15 protein-coding genes and 1 tRNA gene are annotated in these 19,811 nt (G+C 65.7%); 4 read left to right on the top strand and 12 right to left on the bottom strand.

The window, feature by feature from the left end:
* The first annotated feature begins 24 nt into the window (after positions 1–24).
* Entirely contained in the window at positions 25–726 is a 702-nt protein-coding gene (locus PQI23_RS01010) for a response regulator transcription factor (RefSeq protein ID WP_339970745.1), read from the top strand.
* Between the two features lies 1 nt (position 727).
* Entirely contained in the window at positions 728–2,224 is a 1,497-nt protein-coding gene (locus PQI23_RS01005; protein WP_339970744.1) for a sensor histidine kinase, read from the top strand.
* Positions 2,225–2,339: 115 nt separating this feature from the next.
* Here PQI23_RS01005 and PQI23_RS01000 read toward each other — a convergent pair whose 3' ends face one another.
* From PQI23_RS01000 to PQI23_RS00960, 9 genes are all read right to left on the bottom strand, one after another.
* Entirely contained in the window at positions 2,340–2,678 is a 339-nt protein-coding gene (locus PQI23_RS01000) for a hypothetical protein (protein ID WP_339970743.1), read from the bottom strand.
* 940 nt (positions 2,679–3,618) lie between these two features.
* Positions 3,619–5,241 (bottom strand): chaperonin GroEL, encoded by a 1,623-nt coding sequence (groL, locus tag PQI23_RS00995; protein ID WP_339970742.1) that lies wholly within the window; start codon positions 5,239–5,241, stop codon positions 3,619–3,621.
* A 196-nt stretch (positions 5,242–5,437) separates the two neighbouring features.
* Positions 5,438–6,301 (bottom strand): LytR C-terminal domain-containing protein, encoded by an 864-nt coding sequence (locus PQI23_RS00990; protein WP_339970741.1) that lies wholly within the window; start codon positions 6,299–6,301, stop codon positions 5,438–5,440.
* A 97-nt stretch (positions 6,302–6,398) separates the two neighbouring features.
* Complete coding sequence (locus PQI23_RS00985; RefSeq protein ID WP_339970740.1) at positions 6,399–7,205, bottom strand: heme ABC transporter ATP-binding protein; 807 nt, start codon at positions 7,203–7,205, stop codon at positions 6,399–6,401.
* Positions 7,202–8,272 (bottom strand): FecCD family ABC transporter permease, encoded by a 1,071-nt coding sequence (locus PQI23_RS00980; RefSeq protein WP_339970739.1) that lies wholly within the window; start codon positions 8,270–8,272, stop codon positions 7,202–7,204. The genes PQI23_RS00985 and PQI23_RS00980 overlap by 4 nt, the downstream gene beginning before the upstream one ends.
* A gap of 99 nt (positions 8,273–8,371) precedes the next feature.
* Positions 8,372–9,490 carry a heme/hemin ABC transporter substrate-binding protein gene (locus PQI23_RS00975; protein WP_339970738.1) on the bottom strand — a complete coding sequence of 373 codons (1,119 nt, stop codon included), beginning with the start codon at positions 9,488–9,490 and terminating at the stop codon, positions 8,372–8,374.
* Positions 9,487–10,425, bottom strand: coding sequence for an HtaA domain-containing protein (locus PQI23_RS00970; protein ID WP_339970737.1), 939 nt, complete (start codon positions 10,423–10,425; stop codon positions 9,487–9,489). Before PQI23_RS00970 ends, PQI23_RS00975 begins: the two co-directional genes overlap by 4 nt.
* 46 nt (positions 10,426–10,471) lie before the next feature.
* Positions 10,472–13,231 (bottom strand): HtaA domain-containing protein, encoded by a 2,760-nt coding sequence (locus tag PQI23_RS00965; RefSeq protein ID WP_339970736.1) that lies wholly within the window; start codon positions 13,229–13,231, stop codon positions 10,472–10,474.
* Between the two features lie 78 nt (positions 13,232–13,309).
* Positions 13,310–16,327 carry an Ig-like domain-containing protein gene (locus tag PQI23_RS00960; RefSeq protein ID WP_339970735.1) on the bottom strand — a complete coding sequence of 1,006 codons (3,018 nt, stop codon included), beginning with the start codon at positions 16,325–16,327 and terminating at the stop codon, positions 13,310–13,312.
* 284 nt (positions 16,328–16,611) lie between these two features.
* Here PQI23_RS00960 and msrB point away from each other — a divergent pair, with 284 nt between their 5' ends.
* Both msrB and PQI23_RS00950 read left to right on the top strand, forming a co-directional pair.
* Positions 16,612–17,049 (top strand): peptide-methionine (R)-S-oxide reductase MsrB, encoded by a 438-nt coding sequence (gene msrB, locus PQI23_RS00955; RefSeq protein ID WP_339970734.1) that lies wholly within the window; start codon positions 16,612–16,614, stop codon positions 17,047–17,049.
* On the top strand, positions 17,046–17,603 hold the full coding sequence (locus PQI23_RS00950) for a nitroreductase family protein (protein WP_339970733.1): 558 nt from the start codon (positions 17,046–17,048) through the stop codon (positions 17,601–17,603). Before msrB ends, PQI23_RS00950 begins: the two co-directional genes overlap by 4 nt.
* Here PQI23_RS00950 and PQI23_RS00945 read toward each other — a convergent pair.
* The 3 genes from PQI23_RS00945 to PQI23_RS00935 all read right to left on the bottom strand — a co-directional run bounded on the left by PQI23_RS00945 (position 17,600) and on the right by PQI23_RS00935 (position 19,770).
* Positions 17,600–18,541 (bottom strand): DMT family transporter, encoded by a 942-nt coding sequence (locus PQI23_RS00945; protein WP_339970732.1) that lies wholly within the window; start codon positions 18,539–18,541, stop codon positions 17,600–17,602. The two genes, PQI23_RS00950 and PQI23_RS00945, sit on opposite strands and share 4 nt — an antisense overlap.
* 129 nt (positions 18,542–18,670) lie before the next feature.
* Positions 18,671–18,746, bottom strand: a tRNA-Thr gene (locus tag PQI23_RS00940).
* Positions 18,747–18,798: 52 nt separating this feature from the next.
* Entirely contained in the window at positions 18,799–19,770 is a 972-nt protein-coding gene (locus PQI23_RS00935) for a DsbA family protein (RefSeq protein ID WP_339970731.1), read from the bottom strand.
* Between the last annotated feature and the right edge of the window lie 41 nt (positions 19,771–19,811).

Here is a 19,811-nt window from a genome sequence, read left to right as displayed (position 1 = left end):
AGCAAACGATCAGAGACTGGAATCATGAACGCTCAGGTAAAAGGACCCCGGATTCTCATCGTCGATGACGAGCCCAGCATCCGCGAGCTGCTCAGCACGAGCTTGCGTTTCGCCGGGTTCGGCGTGCGCGCAGTCGGCAACGGCGCGCAGACCATTTCAGCGGTGCTCGAAGAGGAACCCGACCTCATCGTGCTCGACGTGATGCTGCCCGATATGAACGGCTTCAGCGTCACCAAGCGCCTGCGGTCGGCGGGGTACACCGCGCCGATCATCTTCCTCACCGCGAAGGACGACACCGAGGACAAGGTCGAGGGGCTGACCGTCGGAGGCGACGATTACGTGACGAAGCCGTTCAGCCTCGATGAGATCATCGCCCGCATCAAGGCGGTGCTGCGCCGCACCATCCAGGAGGACGAGGACTCGGTGCTCAGCGTCGGGCCCATCACGATGGATCAGGACACGCACGAGGTGACCGTGCAGGGAGCCTCCGTAGAGCTCTCCCCCACCGAGTTCAAGCTGCTGCGCTACCTCATGCAGAACGCGAATCGCGTGCTCTCGAAGGCGCAGATCCTCGACCACGTGTGGGAGTACGACTTCAACGGCGACGCCGGCATCGTCGAGTCCTACATCTCGTACCTGCGGCGCAAGCTCGACCCGCTGACCGAGGAGTCGCTGATCCAGACGAAGCGCGGCTTCGGGTACATGCTGAAGACCGAAGTCAAGTAGCGTGTCCCGGCCCAACTGGTCGGAGCGTTGGGCCGACGTCTCGCTGCGGGCGAAGATCACCGGCGTCACGGTCTTCATCCTCTTCCTCGGGCTCATCGTGGCGGGAGTCGGCACGCTCGCCGTGCTGCAGCCGATGCTCACGGCGAATCAGACGCAAGCGCTGGAGCGACTGCGCGAGAACCCGACCCCCGCACTGCGCCCGTACGCGAACTTCAACGGGCTCACGCCCGAAGACATCACGCAGGCGCCGAGCGGGTACTACGTCGCCCTGCTCGACGCGGACGGCAACGTCATCCGCGACAATACGCGCGATCAGGACCGGAAGACCCTGCCCGACGTCACCGGGATCACGCTCGACGCGGTCATGTCGGAGTACGAGAACGCGCTGATCGGCGTTCGCGCCGCCGACGGGGTCAAGTGGAACGCGATCGTCAAACCCATCTACCAGGAGGGGCAGGCGGCGGGCACGCTGCTGATCGCCTCGTCGACGGCGCCCGTCACGCAGACCGTCGCGCAGTACATCATCATCTTCACGGGCTTCGGCATCGCCGTCATCCTGCTCGGCGCAGCCCTGACTCGGCTGCTCGTCACCGCCACCTTCCTCCCGCTCGCGGAGGTGGAGCGCACCGCACTCGAGATCGCGCGCGGCGACTACTCGAAGCGCATCATGATCTCGAGCCCGCATACCGAAGTGGGGCACCTCGGCCAATCGCTCAACATCATGCTGGATCGCCTCGACGGCTCCCTCGAAGACCAGTCCCGCACCATCGAGCGCATGCGCCGATTCATCGGCGACGCGAGCCACGAGTTGCGCACTCCCCTCGTGTCCGTGCGCGGGTACGCGGAGCTCTACCGCATGGGGGCGCTGCAGGAGGACGAGAACGTCGCGCAGGCGATGGAGCGCATCGAGAAGGAGGCCATTCGCATGACCTCGCTCGTCGAGGATCTGCTGGCCCTCGCCCGCCTCGACGAGCGCCGCCCGCTCGCGCTCGCGACGCTCCCCCTCAATCAGCTCGCGACCGACGCTGCGCTGGACGCCCGTGCGCAGGCGCCCGACCGGGAGGTCACCGTCGTGACCGACCCGGCAGAACCCGCGGTGATCGGCGACGAGCACAAGGTGCGGCAGCTCATGACGAACCTGCTGGGCAACGCGATGCGGCACACCCCCGATGGAGGTCCGATCGAGCTCGTGGTCTCGAGCCCGGTCGCGGAGGCGGGCGCGCAGTCGTTCGCCCGTTTCGAGATCGTCGACCACGGTGAGGGCGTGCCCGAGCAGATCAGGGACAAGATCTTCGGGCGCTTCTGGCGCGCCGACACATCCCGCAACCGCGAGACCGGCGGTTCGGGGCTCGGCCTCGCCATCGTCAAGTCGATCGTCGACGCGCACGGCGGATCGGTGAGTGTGCACGAGACCCCGGGCGGCGGTGCGACGTTCCGAGTCGATCTCCCGAGTGCAGGCGCCTCTGATGACACGATGCCGGTCCCGCGCCTCCCCTGAGTCGCCCTTCTGCCCTCGCGCCCGCTGCTGCCGCGCGTCCAGCAGTGGATCCTGCCCGATGCAGTGGGTGATCCCCGAACCGGCTCCGCGCGGCACAGGATCCACTGCACGGCGGTCACGCGGCGGGCGGTGGACGGATGGCCGCTGCTCCCGCGCGATCACCGCGTCCCGCAAGACTTCCTGAAAGCTGCGCTTGTGCGACCGCCGTCATGACGATTCGCTGCACCTCCGGCCAGTCGTCGAACACCTGTCGATACGACACCCTGATACCGAAGTACCCGTCGAGGGCTTCGAGCGCGTCATTGCGGTTGTCGCGATCGCGTTGGATACCAGTGTGCGTCGCCCCGTCGACCTCCAGAATCATGCATCGTTCGATGAGGAAGTCCTCTGGGCGTCCTCTGAAGATCGCCTGCGGAACGACGTGCAGGCGCAGCCGACGCAATCGCTGCAACACGCACGTCTCCACGCCGGACCCGGAGTGCGGACTGCACTGCTCCAAGAGTCGCCGTGCGGCTCCCCGGAAGGAAAGCCGGGCGAGCGCGGAGCGGGAGACGAGCCCGCTGTGCAGGGCGGACTCCCATATCGCGAGAGCTTCCTCCGGCGGCTGACACGTCGCGACGTAATTGAGCGCGTTCTCTATCGAGTCGATGATCGCGAACGGCTCCCGTCGGACGATGGTCGCACCCCAGTGCACGCGATGCGGCCCTCGAAGCGCGTGCTGCTTCGGCGATCGAGTCGCGAGATGGAGTCCCCCGAGCCGCCTCACCCATAGGCCCAGCCTCCGCGCGGGCGATACACACGTCACCACCATGCCGCGCTGCGCCGCAAGCACGAGCTCCCGATCTGCATCCGGCAGAGCGACCCAGCCTCGCGCCGGCCGGGTCACGAGTCCTGCTGCGCAGGCAGAGCCGATGACGTGCGCGGTATACCCACGATCGATGAGATTCACCGATCTCATGAGACCGCCGGCGCGATGGAGTTCGGCCCGAATGCTCATAGCTCCATCGTGGTCGCTGCCTGAAGCGGGCCCGCGCTTCAGCAACGCATCGGTGAGCAACACCGCGGTGCGGCCGGCACATGGCATCTGTGAGCGAGTCAGGCGATACGCCGGCCCAACGGGCTACCCAGTTGCGCGGTGGTTGTCGCCTCACGTTCGTCTGTGGTCGCTCTCGTGCAGTGGATCCCGCACGCCGCAGTGCCTCGTGTGGAAATGCGTCCGCTACCGGCCGGATCTCCTGCATGAGGCGGAGCAACAGAACCCAAACGCGGCGCAACAGAGCCCCAACGCGGAGCAACAAAACCTCGCCGCGGAACAACAGAACCCCGGAGACGCGAACAGGGGCCGCGCCCGAAGGCGCGACCCCTGTTCGAATACCCCGTCCGAGGCGGAGGACTTAGAAGTCCATGCCACCGGTCGGATCGCCGGCGGGAGCGGCAGCAGCCGGCTCCGGCTTGTCGGCGACGACGGCCTCGGTGGTGAGGAAGAGACCTGCGATCGACGCCGCGTTCTGCAGTGCCGAGCGGGTGACCTTCGCCGGGTCGAGGATGCCCTGAGCCACGAGATCGCCGTACTCGCCGGTCGCGGCGTTCAGGCCATGGCCGATCGCGAGGTTCGCGACGCGGTCGGCGACCACGCCGGGCTCGAGACCAGCGTTGAGCGCGATCTGGCGCAGCGGCGCCTCGATGGCGGTCTGCACGATCTTCGCACCGACGGCTTCGTCACCCGAGAGCTCGAGGCTCTCGAAGACGTCCTTGCCGGCCTGGATGAGCGCGACGCCACCACCGGGCAGCACGCCCTCGTCGACGGCGGCCTTCGCGTTGCGCACTGCGTCCTCGATGCGGTGCTTGCGCTCCTTCAGCTCGACCTCGGTCGCAGCGCCGGCCTTGATGACGGCGACGCCACCGGCGAGCTTCGCGAGGCGCTCCTGGAGCTTCTCGCGGTCGTAGTCGCTGTCGGTGTTCTCGATCTCACGACGGATCTGCGTGACGCGGCCCTGGATGGCCTCCTCGTCGCCGCCGCCCTGAACGATGGTGGTCTCGTCCTTGGTGATGATGACCTTGCGCGCGGTGCCGAGCATGTCGAGGGTCGCGTTCTCCAGCTTGAGGCCGACCTCTTCCGAGATGACCTGGCCGCCGGTGAGGATCGCGATGTCCTGCAGCATGGCCTTGCGGCGATCGCCGAAGCCCGGAGCCTTCACGGCAGCCGACTTGAAGATGCCGCGGATCTTGTTGAGCACCAGGGTGGCGAGCGCTTCGCCCTCGACGTCCTCCGCGAGGATGAGGAGCTGCTTGCCCGACTGGATCACCGGGTCGACGACCGGGAGCAGATCCTTGATGTTCGAGACCTTGCTGTTGACGATGAGGATGTAGGGATCCTCGAAGACCGCCTCCTGGCGATCGGTGTCGGTGACGAAGTACGCCGAGAGGTAGCCCTTGTCGAAGCGCATGCCCTCGGTGAGCTCCAGCTCGGTGCCGAAGGTGTTCGACTCCTCGACGGTGACGACGCCCTCCTTGCCGACCTTGTCGATGGCCTCGGCGATGAGCTGACCGATCTGCTCGTCAGCGGCCGAGATCGATGCGGTAGCCGCGATCTGGTCGGTGGTCTCGATCTCCTGCGCGTTCTCGAGGAGCTTCGCCGAGACGGCTGCGACGGCCTTCTCGATACCCTTCTTGATCGCGATGGGGTCGCTGCCGGCCGAGACATTGCGGAGGCCCTCACGAACGAGCGCCTGAGCGAGCACGGTGGCGGTGGTGGTGCCGTCGCCTGCGACGTCGTCGGTCTTCTTCGCGACCTCCTTGACGAGTTCGGCGCCGATCTTCTCGTACGGATCGTCGAGTTCGATCTCCTTGGCGATGGAGACGCCATCGTTGGTGATCGTGGGAGCGCCCCACTTCTTCTCCAGCACGACGTTGCGGCCGCGCGGTCCGAGCGTCACCTTCACAGCGTCGGCGAGCGTGTTCAGACCCCGCTCGAGCCCACGACGCGCTTCCTCGTCAAACGCAATGATCTTTGCCATGTAATTCGCCCCTCCGGAGGTGTTCGATGTGGTGAGCACCGTGCCGACGCGTCACGCCCGCGCACGGATGTTTAGCACTCAGTCGGATCGACTGCTAAGTCTCATTTTGGCACTCTGGCCCGGGGAGTGCAAGCGTGTCTGCTCGCGCGGAGCGAACATTTCGAGAACGCCCCATAACCACCGCGTGCGTCGGACGTCAACCGGAAACGGTGCCGCCGACTTCCGTTCCGTTCTGCGGAATGTTCGCGGGGTCCGTCGGCAGACCCGTCGCCGGATCGATGGGGAAGCCGGTGCTCGGATCGATGTCCCATCCGGTCGCAGGGTCGATGTCGAGCCCGGTCTCCGGATTGATCTCGCGTCCCGTATCCGGGTTCGTCTCCCGCTCCGGCGCGGCGTCCTCGCCCTCGGCATCCGCAGCGGCCTCGGCATCCGCATCGGTGGCGTTGTCGGCATCGCCCTCGGTGATCTGCGCGGCCTCGTCGAGGCCCGGCCCGGTGTAGTCGGCGCCCAGCAGCACGACGAGCCGAACTCCGTACGACTCGTACTCCTCCGAGGTGTAGGTCGAGACGCCGCCGAGCTTCTCCGCGAGACCCGCGGCGGCTGCGGCGTCATCGGGGCTCGAGTAGAACACCGCGGAGATCGCGACGTCGGTCGTCGCCGCGCTTCCCGAGAACTGGATCTTGCCCCACTGCTCCGCCGTCACGATCTGGTCGAGCGCTGCCGCGAGGTTCTGCGTCGAGGTGCCGTTGAGGATCGCGATCGTCGCTTCGGGATCGAGCTCCGCCTCGACGGTCGGCTCCGCTGATCCGGAGGTCCCACCGGACGAGGTGAGCGGCAGCTTGCCCGATCCCCCGATGCTCTGCACCGCGAGGATGCCCACGGTCGTGAGCACGGCGAAGCCCAGCAGGCCGGCGATGAGGTACTGCCAGATGTACCGGGGCCGCGCGGTGACGCGATGCGCTCCCACCCGGCCGGAATGCTGCACGCGATCGAAGCGGTCCTCCGGGTACGACTGACGGGCAGAGGGACTCTCGGTCCCGTCTTCGGTCGGTCGCGCCACGCGGTATCCTTTCAGATGTCGCCTACATGAAGCCGAGCTCGCGCACCGCGAGATACTGACACACTACAGTGGTGCACCTGCCAGAACGGTGACAGCATCAGAGCGCGCGTCGCGGAATCACGACCGGTCGGCCGGTATCCGGGTCCGAGAGCACGCGCACCGGAGCACCGTAGACCTCGGCGATCCGCTCCTCGGTGAGCACGTCCCCCGGCGCACCGCGCGCGACGAGCGCACCCCCCGCGAGAATCGCGATCTCGTCCGCGTATGCGCCGGCCAGCGACAGGTCGTGCAGCACGACGATCACCGCGCGCCCGCGTTCTGCGAGCCCGCGCGCGATCTGGAGTACTGCTTCCTGGTGCTTCAAGTCGAGTGCGGCGGTCGGCTCGTCGAGCAGCACGACCTTCGTCTCCTGCGCGAGCACGCGGGCGAGCGACACGCGCGCCTTCTCGCCCCCGGAGAGGTGCGGGAACCCCCGCTGCGTCAGATGACCGACGTCGGCGGCAGCGGTCGCCTCGCGGATCGCGCGCTCGTCCTCGTCGGATTCCGGCGTGCCGATCCACGGCGCGCGACCCATGTCGATCACCTGCTGGGCCGTGAACGAGAACGCGACCTGATTGGCCTGGAGCAGCACGGCGCGCGACCGAGCCAGCTCACGAGCGCGCCACTCTCCGAGGCCGCGGCCCTCGAGCTCGACCGTGCCGCTGGTCGGCACGATGTCGCCGGAGAGCACGCTGAGCAGGGTCGACTTGCCGGCACCGTTCGGCCCGACGAGCGCGAGCACTTCCCCGTAGCGCACGTCCATCGTGACGTCGGTGAGAATCGGCAGCGACCCGACATGGTAGTTCACGTGGGCGACTCGCTGCGCGATCGCGCCGCGCCCCTGCGAAGCCTGCTCGGCGGTCATGCCCAGCCTCCCGAACGTCGTCGGTTGCGTCTGATCAGCCAGAAGAAGAAGGGCCCGCCGACGAGCGACGTCAGCATGCCGATCGGCAGATCCGCTCCGTCGACGAGCGTGCGAGCGAGCAGGTCCGCGTAGATCAGCAGCACGGCGCCTCCGAGCAGCGAGCAGACCAGCAGCAGACGGTGGGCCGGGCCGAGGATCATGCGCATGAGGTGCGGCACGACGAGGCCGACGAAAGAGATGACGCCGACGAATGCGACGCCGACCCCGGTCAGCAGGGCGACGAGCACGATCGATAGGATGCGCAGTCGCTCGACGCGCACGCCGAGGTGGGCGGCGGTGCGGTCCCCGAGCGACAGCAGGTCGTACTGCTGGGCGAGCAGGATCGCGATGAAGGCCGCGACTGCAGCGACGACCGCTACGATCCCGACTTCGTTCCAACGGGATCCGTTGAGCGAGCCGAGCTGCCAGAAGACGATCTGCTCGCGGCTGGCGGTGTCTCCGATGAAGGTGAAGAGCGCGAGGCCTGCGCCGGCGAACGCATTGATGGCGACGCCGGTGAGCAGCAACGTCACGATCTCCGTCCTGCCCTGCGCGCGTGCGGTGAGGTACACGATGAAGGTCGCCGCGAGACCGCCGAGGAACGCGAAGACCGCGACGGTCCACCCGCCGAAGGCGGTGATGCCCAGCGTGATGGACGCGGACGCGCCGAGCGCCGCTCCCGACGAGACGCCGACGACGCCCGGCTCCGCCAGCGGGTTGCCGAAGATCGCCTGCATCACGGCGCCGGCGACCGCGAGTGCGGCGCCGACGAGCAGCGACATGGTCACGCGGGGGAAGCGGATCTGCCACAGCGTACGATCCATGAGTTCGTCGGTGGGCGCCCAGAAGTTGGCGATTCCGACCTTCCGCAGCACCGATCCGACCACTTCGGCCGGCCCGATGGAGAGCTGCCCGAGACCCGCCGAGAGAATGATGCCGACGACCATGAGTATCACGGCGGCCGTGATGACGATGGCACCCCGACTGGCGCTGCGGCGGCCGGCGATGCTCTGTACGGGGTGCGTCACGGGGTGCTTTCTCTGGACTGACGGAGGCCGATTCCAAGCGGATCCGGCTGAGGCACGAGCACCCATTCTATCGGCCGGGCCCGCGCCGAGCTGCGGCCCCTACTGGCTTTCGGGGGCGTAGATCGCGCGAGCGAGCGCGTCGAGGATCTCCGCGGATCGGGGGCCGAAGGAGAGCACCGTGCCGTCCTCCATGTCCACGAAGCGGCGGTGCTCGCCCGCGGTGGTCACCGCGATGGCGGGCTTCTCCTCGAGCAGACCGTCCACGCCACCGACCGATTCGATTCCGTGCGACATCACGAGGATGAGATCGGGATTCGCTTTCACGAGGGCCTCGTCCGTCATGGGCTTCATGCCATCCCAGCCCATCTCCGTCGCGACGTCGATGCCGCCGACCGCCTCGATGAGCTGGTCGGCTCCCGACTCCTTGCCGAAGAGGTAGTAGACGCCGGCGGAACCGCGGAGGTATACGAACGCGATCCGCAGTTTGTCACCGGCGGCATCGGGCGCGATCTCGGCGATCTCCGCGATCTTCGCCTCGACCTCGCCGGCGATGCGCTGCGCGAGCTGCTCCCCCGTCTCCGGGCTCCCGTAGATGGCGGCCACCTGCCGCGCGAGCTCCTCGGCGCCGCCGAACGAGGGGTCGTTCTTCACGAAGACGACCTGGATGCCGACGTCCTGCAACTGCTCGATGACGTCGCGCGGCCCGACCGATCCGTCGGTGATCACGACATCGGGATGCAGATCGATGATGGCCTCGGCGTTCACGGTGTGACCGCCGCTCGTGACCCGGGGAAGGTCGGCGAGGCTCCCGAGCGTGGTCGACTGGTCGACACCCACGAGGCTCTCCGCGAAGCCGAGCCCGGCGATCGTGACCGAGATGTTGCCGCCGAGGTCCGCGGCGACGACCTTGTCGGCCCGTTCGACCGTGACCTCCGTGCTGGAGCCGTCGGTCTCGTAGGAGGGAACGGTCGCCGGAAGCGTCTGCGCGGGGTTCTCCGCCACGGGCTCGATCTCGGAGTGCTGCAGCACCGCCGTCGAGGGGCCCTCGTACGCCTTCGGGTCGTCGAGCGTCGTGAGATCGGCGAGCGGTTGCGTGGAGGGCGTCGCAGATGAGGCTTCGTCCGTACCGCTCGATGACGAGGGTGCGGCGCACCCTGCAAGCAGCAGCGAACCGGCGATGAGGGTGGCGACGCCGGCTGCGATCCTCGAACGCATCATCGCTCGTCTCCGAAGAGACGGTCGTTCGCGCGCGCGTCAGTGGGCGAGGCGGGCTCCTCGGCCGGTTCGGCGGCCGGGGCCGCGCTCGGCTTGCCCTTGCGGCCCGCGAGCAGCATGCCGCCCGTCACGCCGATCACGAGGATCGCGATGCCGCCGATGATGATCGGAAGCCACGGAATCGATGCGGGCTCAGCGGCCGGTGCCGCCGTTTCAGCGGTCTCGGGCGCCGGGATGACGCCCTCGGCATCTGCACCGCTCTCCTCGGGTGTGCTCTCGGCGGCCGCACCCCCGGAATCGGCGCAGCTCGCGAACTGCAGATCGAGCGAGATCGGATCGAGATCCTCACCCGCTTCGTAGAACCCGGCGAACGCCTTGGCGCCCGTGTTGGTGAGCGAGGACGGCAGTTCATCGGCCACGAGGGCGTCGTCGGCGACGGGCAGCTGATCCGGCACCGTGACGTCGCCGACCCACTCCTGCGTCGTATCGACCGCGACCGCGCCCTCCATATCCGTGCTCCGAGCATCGAGCAGCAGGGCCGCTTTCCCGTCGCCCTCGAACTCGACCGTGGGGTTCGCGAGCGTGAGATCGAGCACGCCGTCGTGGCCGGTGAAGTGCACGCTGCCCGTGAAGGAGACGCTGCCGACACCGGTCTCGGGGTCGATGCTGCCTGTCGCGCCGCTCCAGGTGAACTCGGGCGTCTCATACGATGCGCCGTCGGCGGTCTCCCATGATCCGTTGGCGATGCTGCCGCTGATGTAGGCGCGGAAGCTCTCCTTCACGCCCCACGACAGGTCGCCGCCGGTGATCTCGCACGCACCGGACTCGCCTTCGGCGCGGAGAGGCTGCGCCTGCGCCGCGGTGGGAGCGAGCAGCAGCCCGCCGAGGATCGCGGCACCCGCGAGGAGTGAGCCGGGGCGGCGGAGTCGGGCGTTCACGAGTGAGCCTCCTGAGTGGTGTGTGATGCGTTCTAAGGTCGGAGCACTAGGCCGCGTTGCGGCGCTGGCGGATGGTGAGGAGCGTCATGCAGGCCGCGATGGCGACGAGCCCCGCGGCGCTCGCCCACCACTCCCAGAGTGCCATGCCGCCCGACGCGGGAACGAGCCCGGCGGAGGTCATGCGATCCACCGCGACGCCGCCCGCGAGCGTCTCCGTGTCGACACCGGCCGACTTCGCGGACTTCTTCTGCTTCGGCTCGACGATGTCGATCACGGCGCCGGCGTTCGTACTGCCCTGAATGGTGATCGTGTGCTCGCCGCTGACGTCCTCGGGCAGGGTGCCCGACCAGCGCACCACGCCGTTCTCGTCCGCGGTTGCGGCATCGTCGAGCACGATCGGATCGGAGTAGAGCACGACCAGCACGCCCTCGTCGTCGGCATCGAAGCCCGACGCCTCGATCTCGATGCGGCCGCCCGGCTTGATCTTGTCGGCGTCCGTGAGCACGGTGACCCCCGTCGTCGCCGGAGGCGTATCGGCCGCGGTGTACTGCTTCTTCTCAGGACTCGAAGCAACGGTCGTCCCAAATGAGACTTTGCTCGCCGCCCCCACTGTGAATGAGAGCGCATCCATGCCCAACGACCCGCCGCCGCTCCCGTTGCCTCCACTGATCGAACCGGCAACCGGCACGCCGCTCCAAGTCACCTCACCATTCGATCCGGTTGCCTTACTCGCCGCACTCAAATCAAGACCGTACTTACGGCCCGAAACAGTGAGAGTCGCCGCGCTCGGGCTCGACACCGAAATCGTAGGGTTGGAGAACACTTCGTTCATCAGGCCCTTGTGAGCGGTGAAGGTCACCACGCCCGAGTACTGGATGGAGCCCGTTTGCGTAGCTGAGTTCCACGAGCCACCATCGGCCTGCGGGAACATATAGGCACCCCCGGCGCTTCCCACACCGTCGGTCAAGATCTTTCCGCCCGATTTCCCTCCGGCGCGCTTGGGATTCGTCGTATAGTCAGCGAACTCGCTCGAGATTCCCCAAGTGAGTGAGCCGGCAGCGGCAGTACTCTCCGAGGATACAGGAGCTGGCTTCGGTGAAGCGGCTGCGGGTTTCTGCGGAGCTTTCGTCCCTTGAAGGGCATCCCACTGCGCAGCGGTGACGACGAGGTCATCTCGGCCGTACAGGTTATCTTTCGTGGGGTTCGAATGCGATCTCCATACGAGAACCTCGTACTCCTTCGACCGTTTGAAACCTTCCTTGGGCGTCACAAATGTGAATGATCCTTCGCCGTTTCGCACTTCGGGCTGATAGAGAAAGTCAACGTAGCCACCCTCCTGCGTCAACGATGCTTCAGTGCCCTTCTCAATGATCGCCACATACACAAGGTCACTCGGCAAATTCGATGCTCGAACGCGTGTTTCGAGACCTTCCGGCACGACTCGGACCTGCTCCACCGAAACGGTACCAGGAGTGGGAGCACCGAAGATCCGAGTCCAGTGATCAGCAGTTACCCGAACTGGAGCGCTGGCGAGCTCGTTCGCTTCGGACTTGCCGTAAGCGATGACGCGGTACGTTGCTCCGCGATCAAGCTTCGACCGCGAAGCGGAAATCTTGGTGTCGAGACGTCCGTCTGATTTCAGCTCAACGGTGTTTGAGACAACAGAGTTGTAGGCGTTCTCGCTTTCCAATGCGAGTGCGACGGTAACGGAGCCTCCTGCGACGTCAGGCGCAAACTGCTCTCCCGTGACCGTGACCGTGAGCCCCTTCTCGGAGGCCGTCAGTACTGCAGCTTGAAGTGACGGCGCACCCTCTTCTCCCTCCGGGAGGACCACGTTCCAATCGATATCAGCCGTTGCCCTCGCATATATACTCGATGGCGTTGGATTACTGCGCGAGGGCCATGTGATTACTTCATAATCTTCGTAAGGCTCGAGCTCCTCGATCGGCACCTCGAGGGTACCTGTAATCGCACCGTCGCGAACCTCCATGGAAATGGCCGTATCGCTAGCCGACACCTGAGACAGATCGGCTCCCACTTTCGAGAGCATTCCGTACACGTGGGGACTATCCTGGCCCGGCAGCTTCTTCACGTCGTCGAATCCGGATCCTGAGATTGAAACGATGAGACCATCGTTCGCCTTCTCCTCCACCTCGACTGTCAGCGTGCGTTGCTGGAGCTCAAGGAAACTCTCGGCATGATCTCCTGACTGTGCAGAGTGCGCAGCCTCGGCCTCAAGGCCGATCTCTTCGCTGCCTTCCATTGCCTCGGCTTCCGGAACCGAACCTTCTGGTGCTGGGTCCATTTGAACTTCAACTCGACGTAATACCGATCGCGGGTCAAGTTCCTCATGTGCGGGCCAGACGACAACGTCGAACGCCTCGCCGTCCTCGAGAGAAGCGCTCGCAATAGAAAGTTCGCCATTATCAGCAGTGAAGTTGCCCGATTCATCAACCGGCACGGTGGCGATCACACCGTCAGCGACTGCTGACGGATGAGCTTCCTGTCCCCGGGGAATCACAGCCGCTTCCACACGCTCGATCCCAGAAGTGGTGGTGTTTTCGGGCGGAAGAATCGACCCGGCCACGGTGAGCTCATAACGGTCACCTGAGTGGGACGCTTGAACGTGAAGCTCGACCCCCGTAACACTCCGCCCCCCTCCGACATGAGAGGAAACCGCCGATTGCGCGTCACTATCGGAAGCGAAAGCGGGGGCGACGTTGAGAATCAACGAACCCGCCACCGCAATTGCGCTAACGAAAGCAATCACGGCCGATCGTGTTCGACTGAGGGTGAGCGGATTCATGCGTACTCCTGACACATAGGCGACGCGGGCCGAGGGAGACAAATTTGCCCCCTTCGGCCCACGTCACCGATACTTCACTTACTGATTGACCCGACGTCGCGTCGCGATGACACCAGCCCCTACGACGAAAGCGAGCAGCGCCGCAATGGCGATTCCCACGAAGTCTCCTCCGCCGGTGGAGGCGAGCTGACTACTGGAACCGTGTTCACCTCCCACGGAAGCGGCCCCTTCAGCACCCTGAGCTGCGTTCGCAGCATTGCTGTCGTTTACGCCCGTCGCACCATCTGCGGGGGTATCCGTACCGGACCCGTCGGCTCCTGATCCAGCGGCGTCGACTGCGGCGGCCGCCACGACGAAAGTCACGGCGGCCTCGCTTCCCGAGGCAGTGGTGAAGATCGCGGTGTGCTCACCCTCGAAACCCTCGGGTACGACGAACTTGAATGCCGCGAACCCATTTGCTCCGGCGAGTTCGGTGCCGAGATCGATTCCGCTCGCCGCAGCCTGCAGCGATACTGCCGCGGCGCCCGCCAAGTCGGGCGCCGATTCGTCCTCGGACTCCTCGGGCGCGCGCGTCGGGTCGATCACGCCGCTCACGTCGGTGCCCACTGCGAACTCGCCGACCTCGAACCGAACGGTAGTTCCAGCCACGATCTTCTGCTCACCGTTCTTGATAGCGGCGGTCGCCGAATCGTGATCGACGGTCCGGATCTCAGCAGACCCCTCAGAATCGGAATAGTTCGGATCGGCTGAAGTGAACACCGCTCGAACATCATGAGTGTCATTGTTCAGCGCCGGAGTCTTCTCGGAGGTCGCCGTTCCCTCAACAACGGGAATCGAGGCTCCGATTTGGACATCATCGATGAAGAACTCGACCGAGCCCGAAGCCGCGGGAGAGACCTCAGCCATGAAAGCAGCGGAAGTGCCCAGTTCCACTGTGTACGGCGCGATCAGTTCAGTGGCGGTCTTCGCTTTCTCGATGGTGAGCATGACACCGTCGGAAACCGATTCCTCGAAGTTTGAATCAGCAGTCGGCGTGAATTTGGCGGTCACATTGTAATTACCAGCGTTCAATCCACCCACGGCGACCGAAGCGCTGCCGTCTACAACCGTGCCAATCCCGACGGATTGTTCCTCGGCGAAGAACTCGACCGTGCCTTCTGCGCCCGGCGTGACTGACGCTTCGAACTTCGCCTCAGTGCCGAACACGGTCGCGGCAGGATCATTCAGTTTGATCGAAGTGGGCGCTTTCTTCACGTTCAGAGAGTGGACCTCCGACTCCGAGGCATCGAATATCTTGTTGTTCTTCGGCGTGAATCGCGCCGTGATCTCGTGTGTTCCCGCGCTCAGTTGATCGACGCTCACGCTCGCGCTGCCAAGCAGCAGCGTCTGAGGAATTCCCAATGGAGTTTCATCGGCATAGAAAGTCACGGTGCCCTCCGCGTTTACCGGAGTAACCGCGGCTGAGAGCTGTACCCGATCTCCAAAAACGCTTTCGGATTGCGCAGTCACCGCGACGGAAGTGTCTTTTGCGGGCGCAAAGCTCAGCACGGCCTTCGCATCCTGGCCGCGGTCAGCCATTGCCGTGTGATTGGCTGCCGTGAAGACCGCGGTGGCGGCTGCATCGAGAGCTCGCACATCGAACGAAGTAGTGAAATTGCCCTCAGCGTCGAACTGAAGCGGCTGCGGATCGCCTGCCTTCGTCTTAGCACCGTGCGCGTAAACGACCTTTGCGCCCTTTTGGCAATTCAGTGCATGGTCGAAAAGGTTTGTGGGAAGCTCGACATCCGAGCAGAGGAAGATGTAGATCGCCTGCTTCGGGTTGTAGCCGGAGCCGATTACGGTGACCGTCGCGCCGGCGGGGTCGAGATCCGAGGCATCCGAAACGGAGAGCTTCGGCGTGTAGACCACGGGGAATACGATGTCCCACTGCGCAGCTGAGACCTCCAAGGCAGTCCTGGCGTAGAGGGTCTCTGCGGTAGGCAGCGTCCGATGCGCCCAAGCGATGACCTCGTAGCTCTTCGTGCGATCCAGGTCTTTCGCATCGATGTGCATCGAAGCTTCGGCCACACCGTCAACGAAGTCGGAAGCGGAGATCAGCGTGGCGCCGAGACCCGGATTTTCCTGGGTGAGTTCGCCAGCAGTGCCTTCTTCAATCAACGACAGGTAGGTTCCTGGGCTGTTTACCGGAGGATTCGAGACGGTGGCTTCGATCGTCAGGCTGCCCTCTGCGGGAAGAACCGACAGGTCGAGGCTTGTTGCGGGAACCTCGGGTGCTGCCGGGAAGAGTGCGTCCCAGTCGATGGTCACGCCCGCCCGCGCGTACAAGTTCTCGTTCGTGGGGTTCGAACGCGACGGCCAGGAGATCAACTCGTACGTCTTCGTGCGGTCCAGCTCTGCTACAGGAACGGGCAGCGTTCCGGATACCCCGCCGTCGACCACAGAAAGCGAAATCGATGTGTCGCTCTGTTCAACCTTTGAGAGGTCCGCACCCACCTCGGAAAGCTTTACGTACACGTGAGGCTCACTCTGACCCTGCAACATTTGCACATCGTCGAATCCGGATCCCGTAACCGCGATGTCGACGCGCTCATTCGCAACCGCAGTTGCAACGCCGCTGATCGTGGGTACCGCTGGTGCCGGCGGGAAGAGTGCGTCCCAGTCGATGGTCACGCCCGCCCGCGCGTACAAGTTCTCGTTCGTGGGGTTCGAACGCGACGGCCAGGAGATCAACTCGTACGTCTTCGTGCGGTCCAGCTCTGCTACAGGAACGGGCAGCGTTCCGGATACCCCGCCGTCGACCACAGAAAGCGAAATCGATGTGTCGCTCTGTTCAACCTTTGAGAGGTCCGCACCCACCTCGGAAAGCTTTACGTACACGTGAGGCTCACTCTGACCCTGCAACATTTGCACATCGTCGAATCCGGATCCCGTAACCGCGATGTCGACGCGCTCATTCGCAACCGCAGTTGCAACGCCGCTGATCGTGGGCGCATCGGCGGCGTTCGCCGCAGCGGGCGCGAGCGCCAGGCCGCTGGCGACGAGCAAGCCCATCGTCGCGGTGGCGAGCACGCGTCGCCAGTTCTTTTGTGCAGTCATTACGAGTGCACTCCTTTTCTGTTGGTATTGGCCACCGCGCAAACAGCAACCCGCTCATCGGATTGAACTGAGGTTCCCCTAACCTCCAGTACCGCCCTTTAGTCTGACGATTTTCATCAGACGATGCAACTCTTACCCTTACTTCAGGGTCCGCACAGGTGAATCTCACCAAGCCCATGTCGCTCCGCACAGCGCGAACGCCGCACCCGGCCCGCATCCATTCCCGCGGCGTACACTGGGCTGGCCGATCCACGCCACCGAATCCCATCACACCGGAGGTCGCCATGAGCAAGCCCATCAATTCGGCCGACTACCCGTTCCAGCTCAGCGAGAGCGAATGGCGCGATCGGCTCGCGCCCGATGAGTACGCCGTCCTCCGCAACCAGGGCACCGAGCGCGCGGGAACCGGGGAGCTCCTCGATGAAGAACGCGACGGGCTGTACCGCTGCCGAGCCTGCGGCAACGAGCTGTTCGTCGCGGGCACCAAGTTCGACTCGGGGTGCGGCTGGCCGAGCTTTTACGAGAGCGTTCGCCCGAGCGCGGTGGAGCTGCTCGAGGATCGCAGCCTCGGCATGGTCCGCACCGAAGTGCGCTGCGCGCAGTGCGGGTCGCACCTCGGCCATGTCTTCCCCGACGGCTTCGGCACCCCCACGGGCGACCGCTACTGCATGAACTCGCTCTCGCTGAGCTTCGAGCCCGGCGCCCGACCCGAAGACGCATGAGCGAGTTCGGCGGCCCGGCGTACCGCGCGCTACGGCGCCGGCGCTCCCACTCGAAGGTGACCGACGAGGCGCCGAGCCGGGAGGAGCTCGAGGAGTACGTAGCCGTCATGGCAAGCGTCTCCGATCACTCCCGCATGCGCCCCTGGCGCATCATCGAGCTGCGCGGCAAGGATCGCAAGAAGCTCGCCAAAGGGCTCGCGAAGGCGTCGGGCGAGGATCGCGGCAAGCACATCGCGAAGATGACGCGCGCCCCGCTGGTGCTCGTCATCGTGGTCAGCCCGGGCGACACCCGCAAGGTGCCGCTCTGGGAGCAGGAGGCCGTCGCGAGCGGCGTCGCGCACCTCCTCGGCCTGCTTCTACACGAATCAGGGTGGGGCTCGATCTGGAAGAGCGGGTCGCACACGCGCAGCAAGGCCGTGCGCAAGTCGCTCGGCGTGAAGAAGCCCGAATATCTGCTCGGCTGGTTGCATGTGGGCGGGATCCCCGAGCGCGATCGTGCCGAGAAGCCGCGCAAGCCGCTGGACCTCGACCGGCACCTCAGCGGCCCGAGCTAGGCGTTCGCCGCTCGACGCCTGCCGGGGAGCGCAGCGATCACGACGGCGAGCAGCGCCACCGCCGAACCCGCGATCATGCCCTGGGTCAGCCCTCCCCCGAGCGGCGCGCCCGCCTCGAAGGCGACCGAGGCGAGCAGTTGCCCCGCGACGTTCGACATGCTGAGCAGCAGCACGCCCGCGGTGCGCACGAGCATGGCGGCAACCGCGATGAAGAGCGTGCCGATCACTCCGCCGATGTAGAAGTAGGGCGCCGACGGCCACTGCGTCGGCCACCCTTGGACGGCGACGGAGACCGCAGCCATCACGACGAGGATCGCCGTGCCCACGACGAAGTTCACGAACGTCGAGGTGACCGCGCTCTGCGCTGCGGCGCGCACCAGGCCGTTCACCATCGACTGAGCCGAGACGCCGACACCGATGATGACGGGAAATACGATCAGCCAGGCTCCCTGCACACCGCCGAACCCCACCGACAGCGCGACGGCCACGATCGCCAGTACGGTTCCCACGACTCGCATCGGGGTCGGGTCGATGCGCCCGCCCGGGCCGAGACCCGCGCGATCGAGGATCAGGCCGCCGAGCACCTGACCGGCGACGATGCCGACGGTGAACAGCGCGAGTCCCATGATCGGGGTGACGAGCCCCTGGGCGAGCACGAAGAAGGCGCCGCCGGCGCCGCCGAACAGTGTCCACACCGGAAGCGCTCTCGAACGCACCTCGGCTCGCAGGCGGGACAGGCCCGTGCGACCCCGGCGCGTCGCGAGTACCGCGATGCACATGACGATGAGCCCGGACCCGAAGGAGACCGCCGCCGTGACGTACCCGTTGCCGAGCTCTTGGCTCAGCCCGCCGTTGATGCGCGACTGCACCGCGACGAGCACGCCCGCGAGCCCCGACCCGATGAGGGCGGCCCAGACGGGGAACTTGGAGTGCGGCACTCGCTCAACCTTACTCCGGCTGAGCGCCTCGATTTCCTATCTGCGCGACGAACTCCTATGAGAATGACGCCCACCGCGTGGGTTCTCGGCGCTCGAATAGGAACTCGACGGAATCGGAAGCGAAGCGAATGGAGCCGCCTGTCGGACTCGAACCGACCACCTGCGCTTTACAAGGGCGCTGCTCTACCAGATGAGCTAAGGCGGCATGGGGGCGGACGAATGCTCGACCGCCCCGACTATCTTACTCTGAGTCTGCCTTACTCGGAGTCGGCCGATGCGTCAGCCGACTCGTCGGCCGCCGCATCCTGCTGCTCGAGCTCGCTCTTGACCTTCAGCAGGTACGACTCGAGATCGCCGTCGCGGCTCTGGCTCCACTGCTGACCATTGACGATCACAGTCGGGGTGCTCACGAGCCGCTGCGGATCGCCGGCGTTCTGCAGGGTGACCCCGTCGGCGCCGAGCATCTGCGCGCCGTCTGCGAGTCCGAGGATGCCTTCTTCGCTGACCTGCTTGTAGTTCGCGGAGATGAAGCTCGCGAAGGTGCGATCCTTGACGCACTGGCGCAGCTCGGTGGTGGCCTCGGCTCCGGCGGCTTCGGCCTGCTCGATGAGCTGGTCGTCGGTGAGACCGGTGGTGCTCTCCGCCGGCTGGACATCCGCGCTCAGCAGCAGGTTGTTCAGCTCGAACGCGTGATCGGGCTGCTGTTCGACGACGCACGCGAACAGGTTCGCGGCGCGTGTCGAGTACTTCGAGCCGAGTGAGGCGTTGTCGAGGAAGTTCAGCGGGTACACCGTGAGCTCGACATCGCCGGCGCCCACATAGTTCTCGAGCATGGTGCCGTACTGCTGCTCGAACTGGCCGCAGTAGGGGCACATGTAGTCGGCGTATACGGTGACCTCGACGGGCAGTTCATCGAAGTTCGACTCGGGAGCGACGCGTTCCTCGCCGGGCTGTAGCGCGGGGCCGGTGACGACCTTGAGGTCCTTGCCGAACGTGACGCCGCCCGACGCCATGTTCTCCGGCCCGGGGCCGGCGGGCTTGATCGACTGCGTGAGCACGAGAGCGACGATCGCGAGCACGGCGATCACGCCGACGGCGATACCGCCCTGCAGGAAGAGGCGATTGCGCTTCTCCCGCTTCTTCTCCTGCTCGCGTGCTGCAGCAGCCTCGACGCGCGCTTGAGCGCGCCGCTCGTTCTTCGTGGGACGTGGGTTCGTCTCGTTTGCCATGAGGTTCTCTCAGTCGGTCCGCCGAAGCGGATCACGGATCA

The sequence above is a fragment of the Leucobacter sp. USCH14 genome, assembly GCF_037619215.1.
Taxonomy (GTDB): Bacteria; Actinomycetota; Actinomycetes; order Actinomycetales; family Microbacteriaceae; genus Leucobacter.
This window is presented reverse-complemented; position numbering and strand designations above follow the sequence as displayed.

Bases quoted from the DNA above. Each gene is read 5' to 3' on its own strand.
- PQI23_RS01010 (WP_339970745.1), top strand. From the start codon at position 25: ATGAACGCTCAGGTAAAAGGACCCCGGATTCTCATCGTCGATGACGAG.
- PQI23_RS00965 (WP_339970736.1), bottom strand. From the start codon at position 13,231: ATGAATCCGCTCACCCTCAGTCGAACACGATCGGCCGTGATTGCTTTC.
- groL (WP_339970742.1), bottom strand. From the start codon at position 5,241: ATGGCAAAGATCATTGCGTTTGACGAGGAAGCGCGTCGTGGGCTCGAG.
- msrB (WP_339970734.1), top strand. From the start codon at position 16,612: ATGAGCAAGCCCATCAATTCGGCCGACTACCCGTTCCAGCTCAGCGAG.
- PQI23_RS00935 (WP_339970731.1), bottom strand. From the start codon at position 19,770: ATGGCAAACGAGACGAACCCACGTCCCACGAAGAACGAGCGGCGCGCT.
- PQI23_RS00975 (WP_339970738.1), bottom strand. From the start codon at position 9,490: ATGATGCGTTCGAGGATCGCAGCCGGCGTCGCCACCCTCATCGCCGGT.
- PQI23_RS00960 (WP_339970735.1), bottom strand. From the start codon at position 16,327: ATGACTGCACAAAAGAACTGGCGACGCGTGCTCGCCACCGCGACGATG.
- PQI23_RS00950 (WP_339970733.1), top strand. From the start codon at position 17,046: ATGAGCGAGTTCGGCGGCCCGGCGTACCGCGCGCTACGGCGCCGGCGC.
- PQI23_RS00985 (WP_339970740.1), bottom strand. From the start codon at position 7,205: ATGACCGCCGAGCAGGCTTCGCAGGGGCGCGGCGCGATCGCGCAGCGA.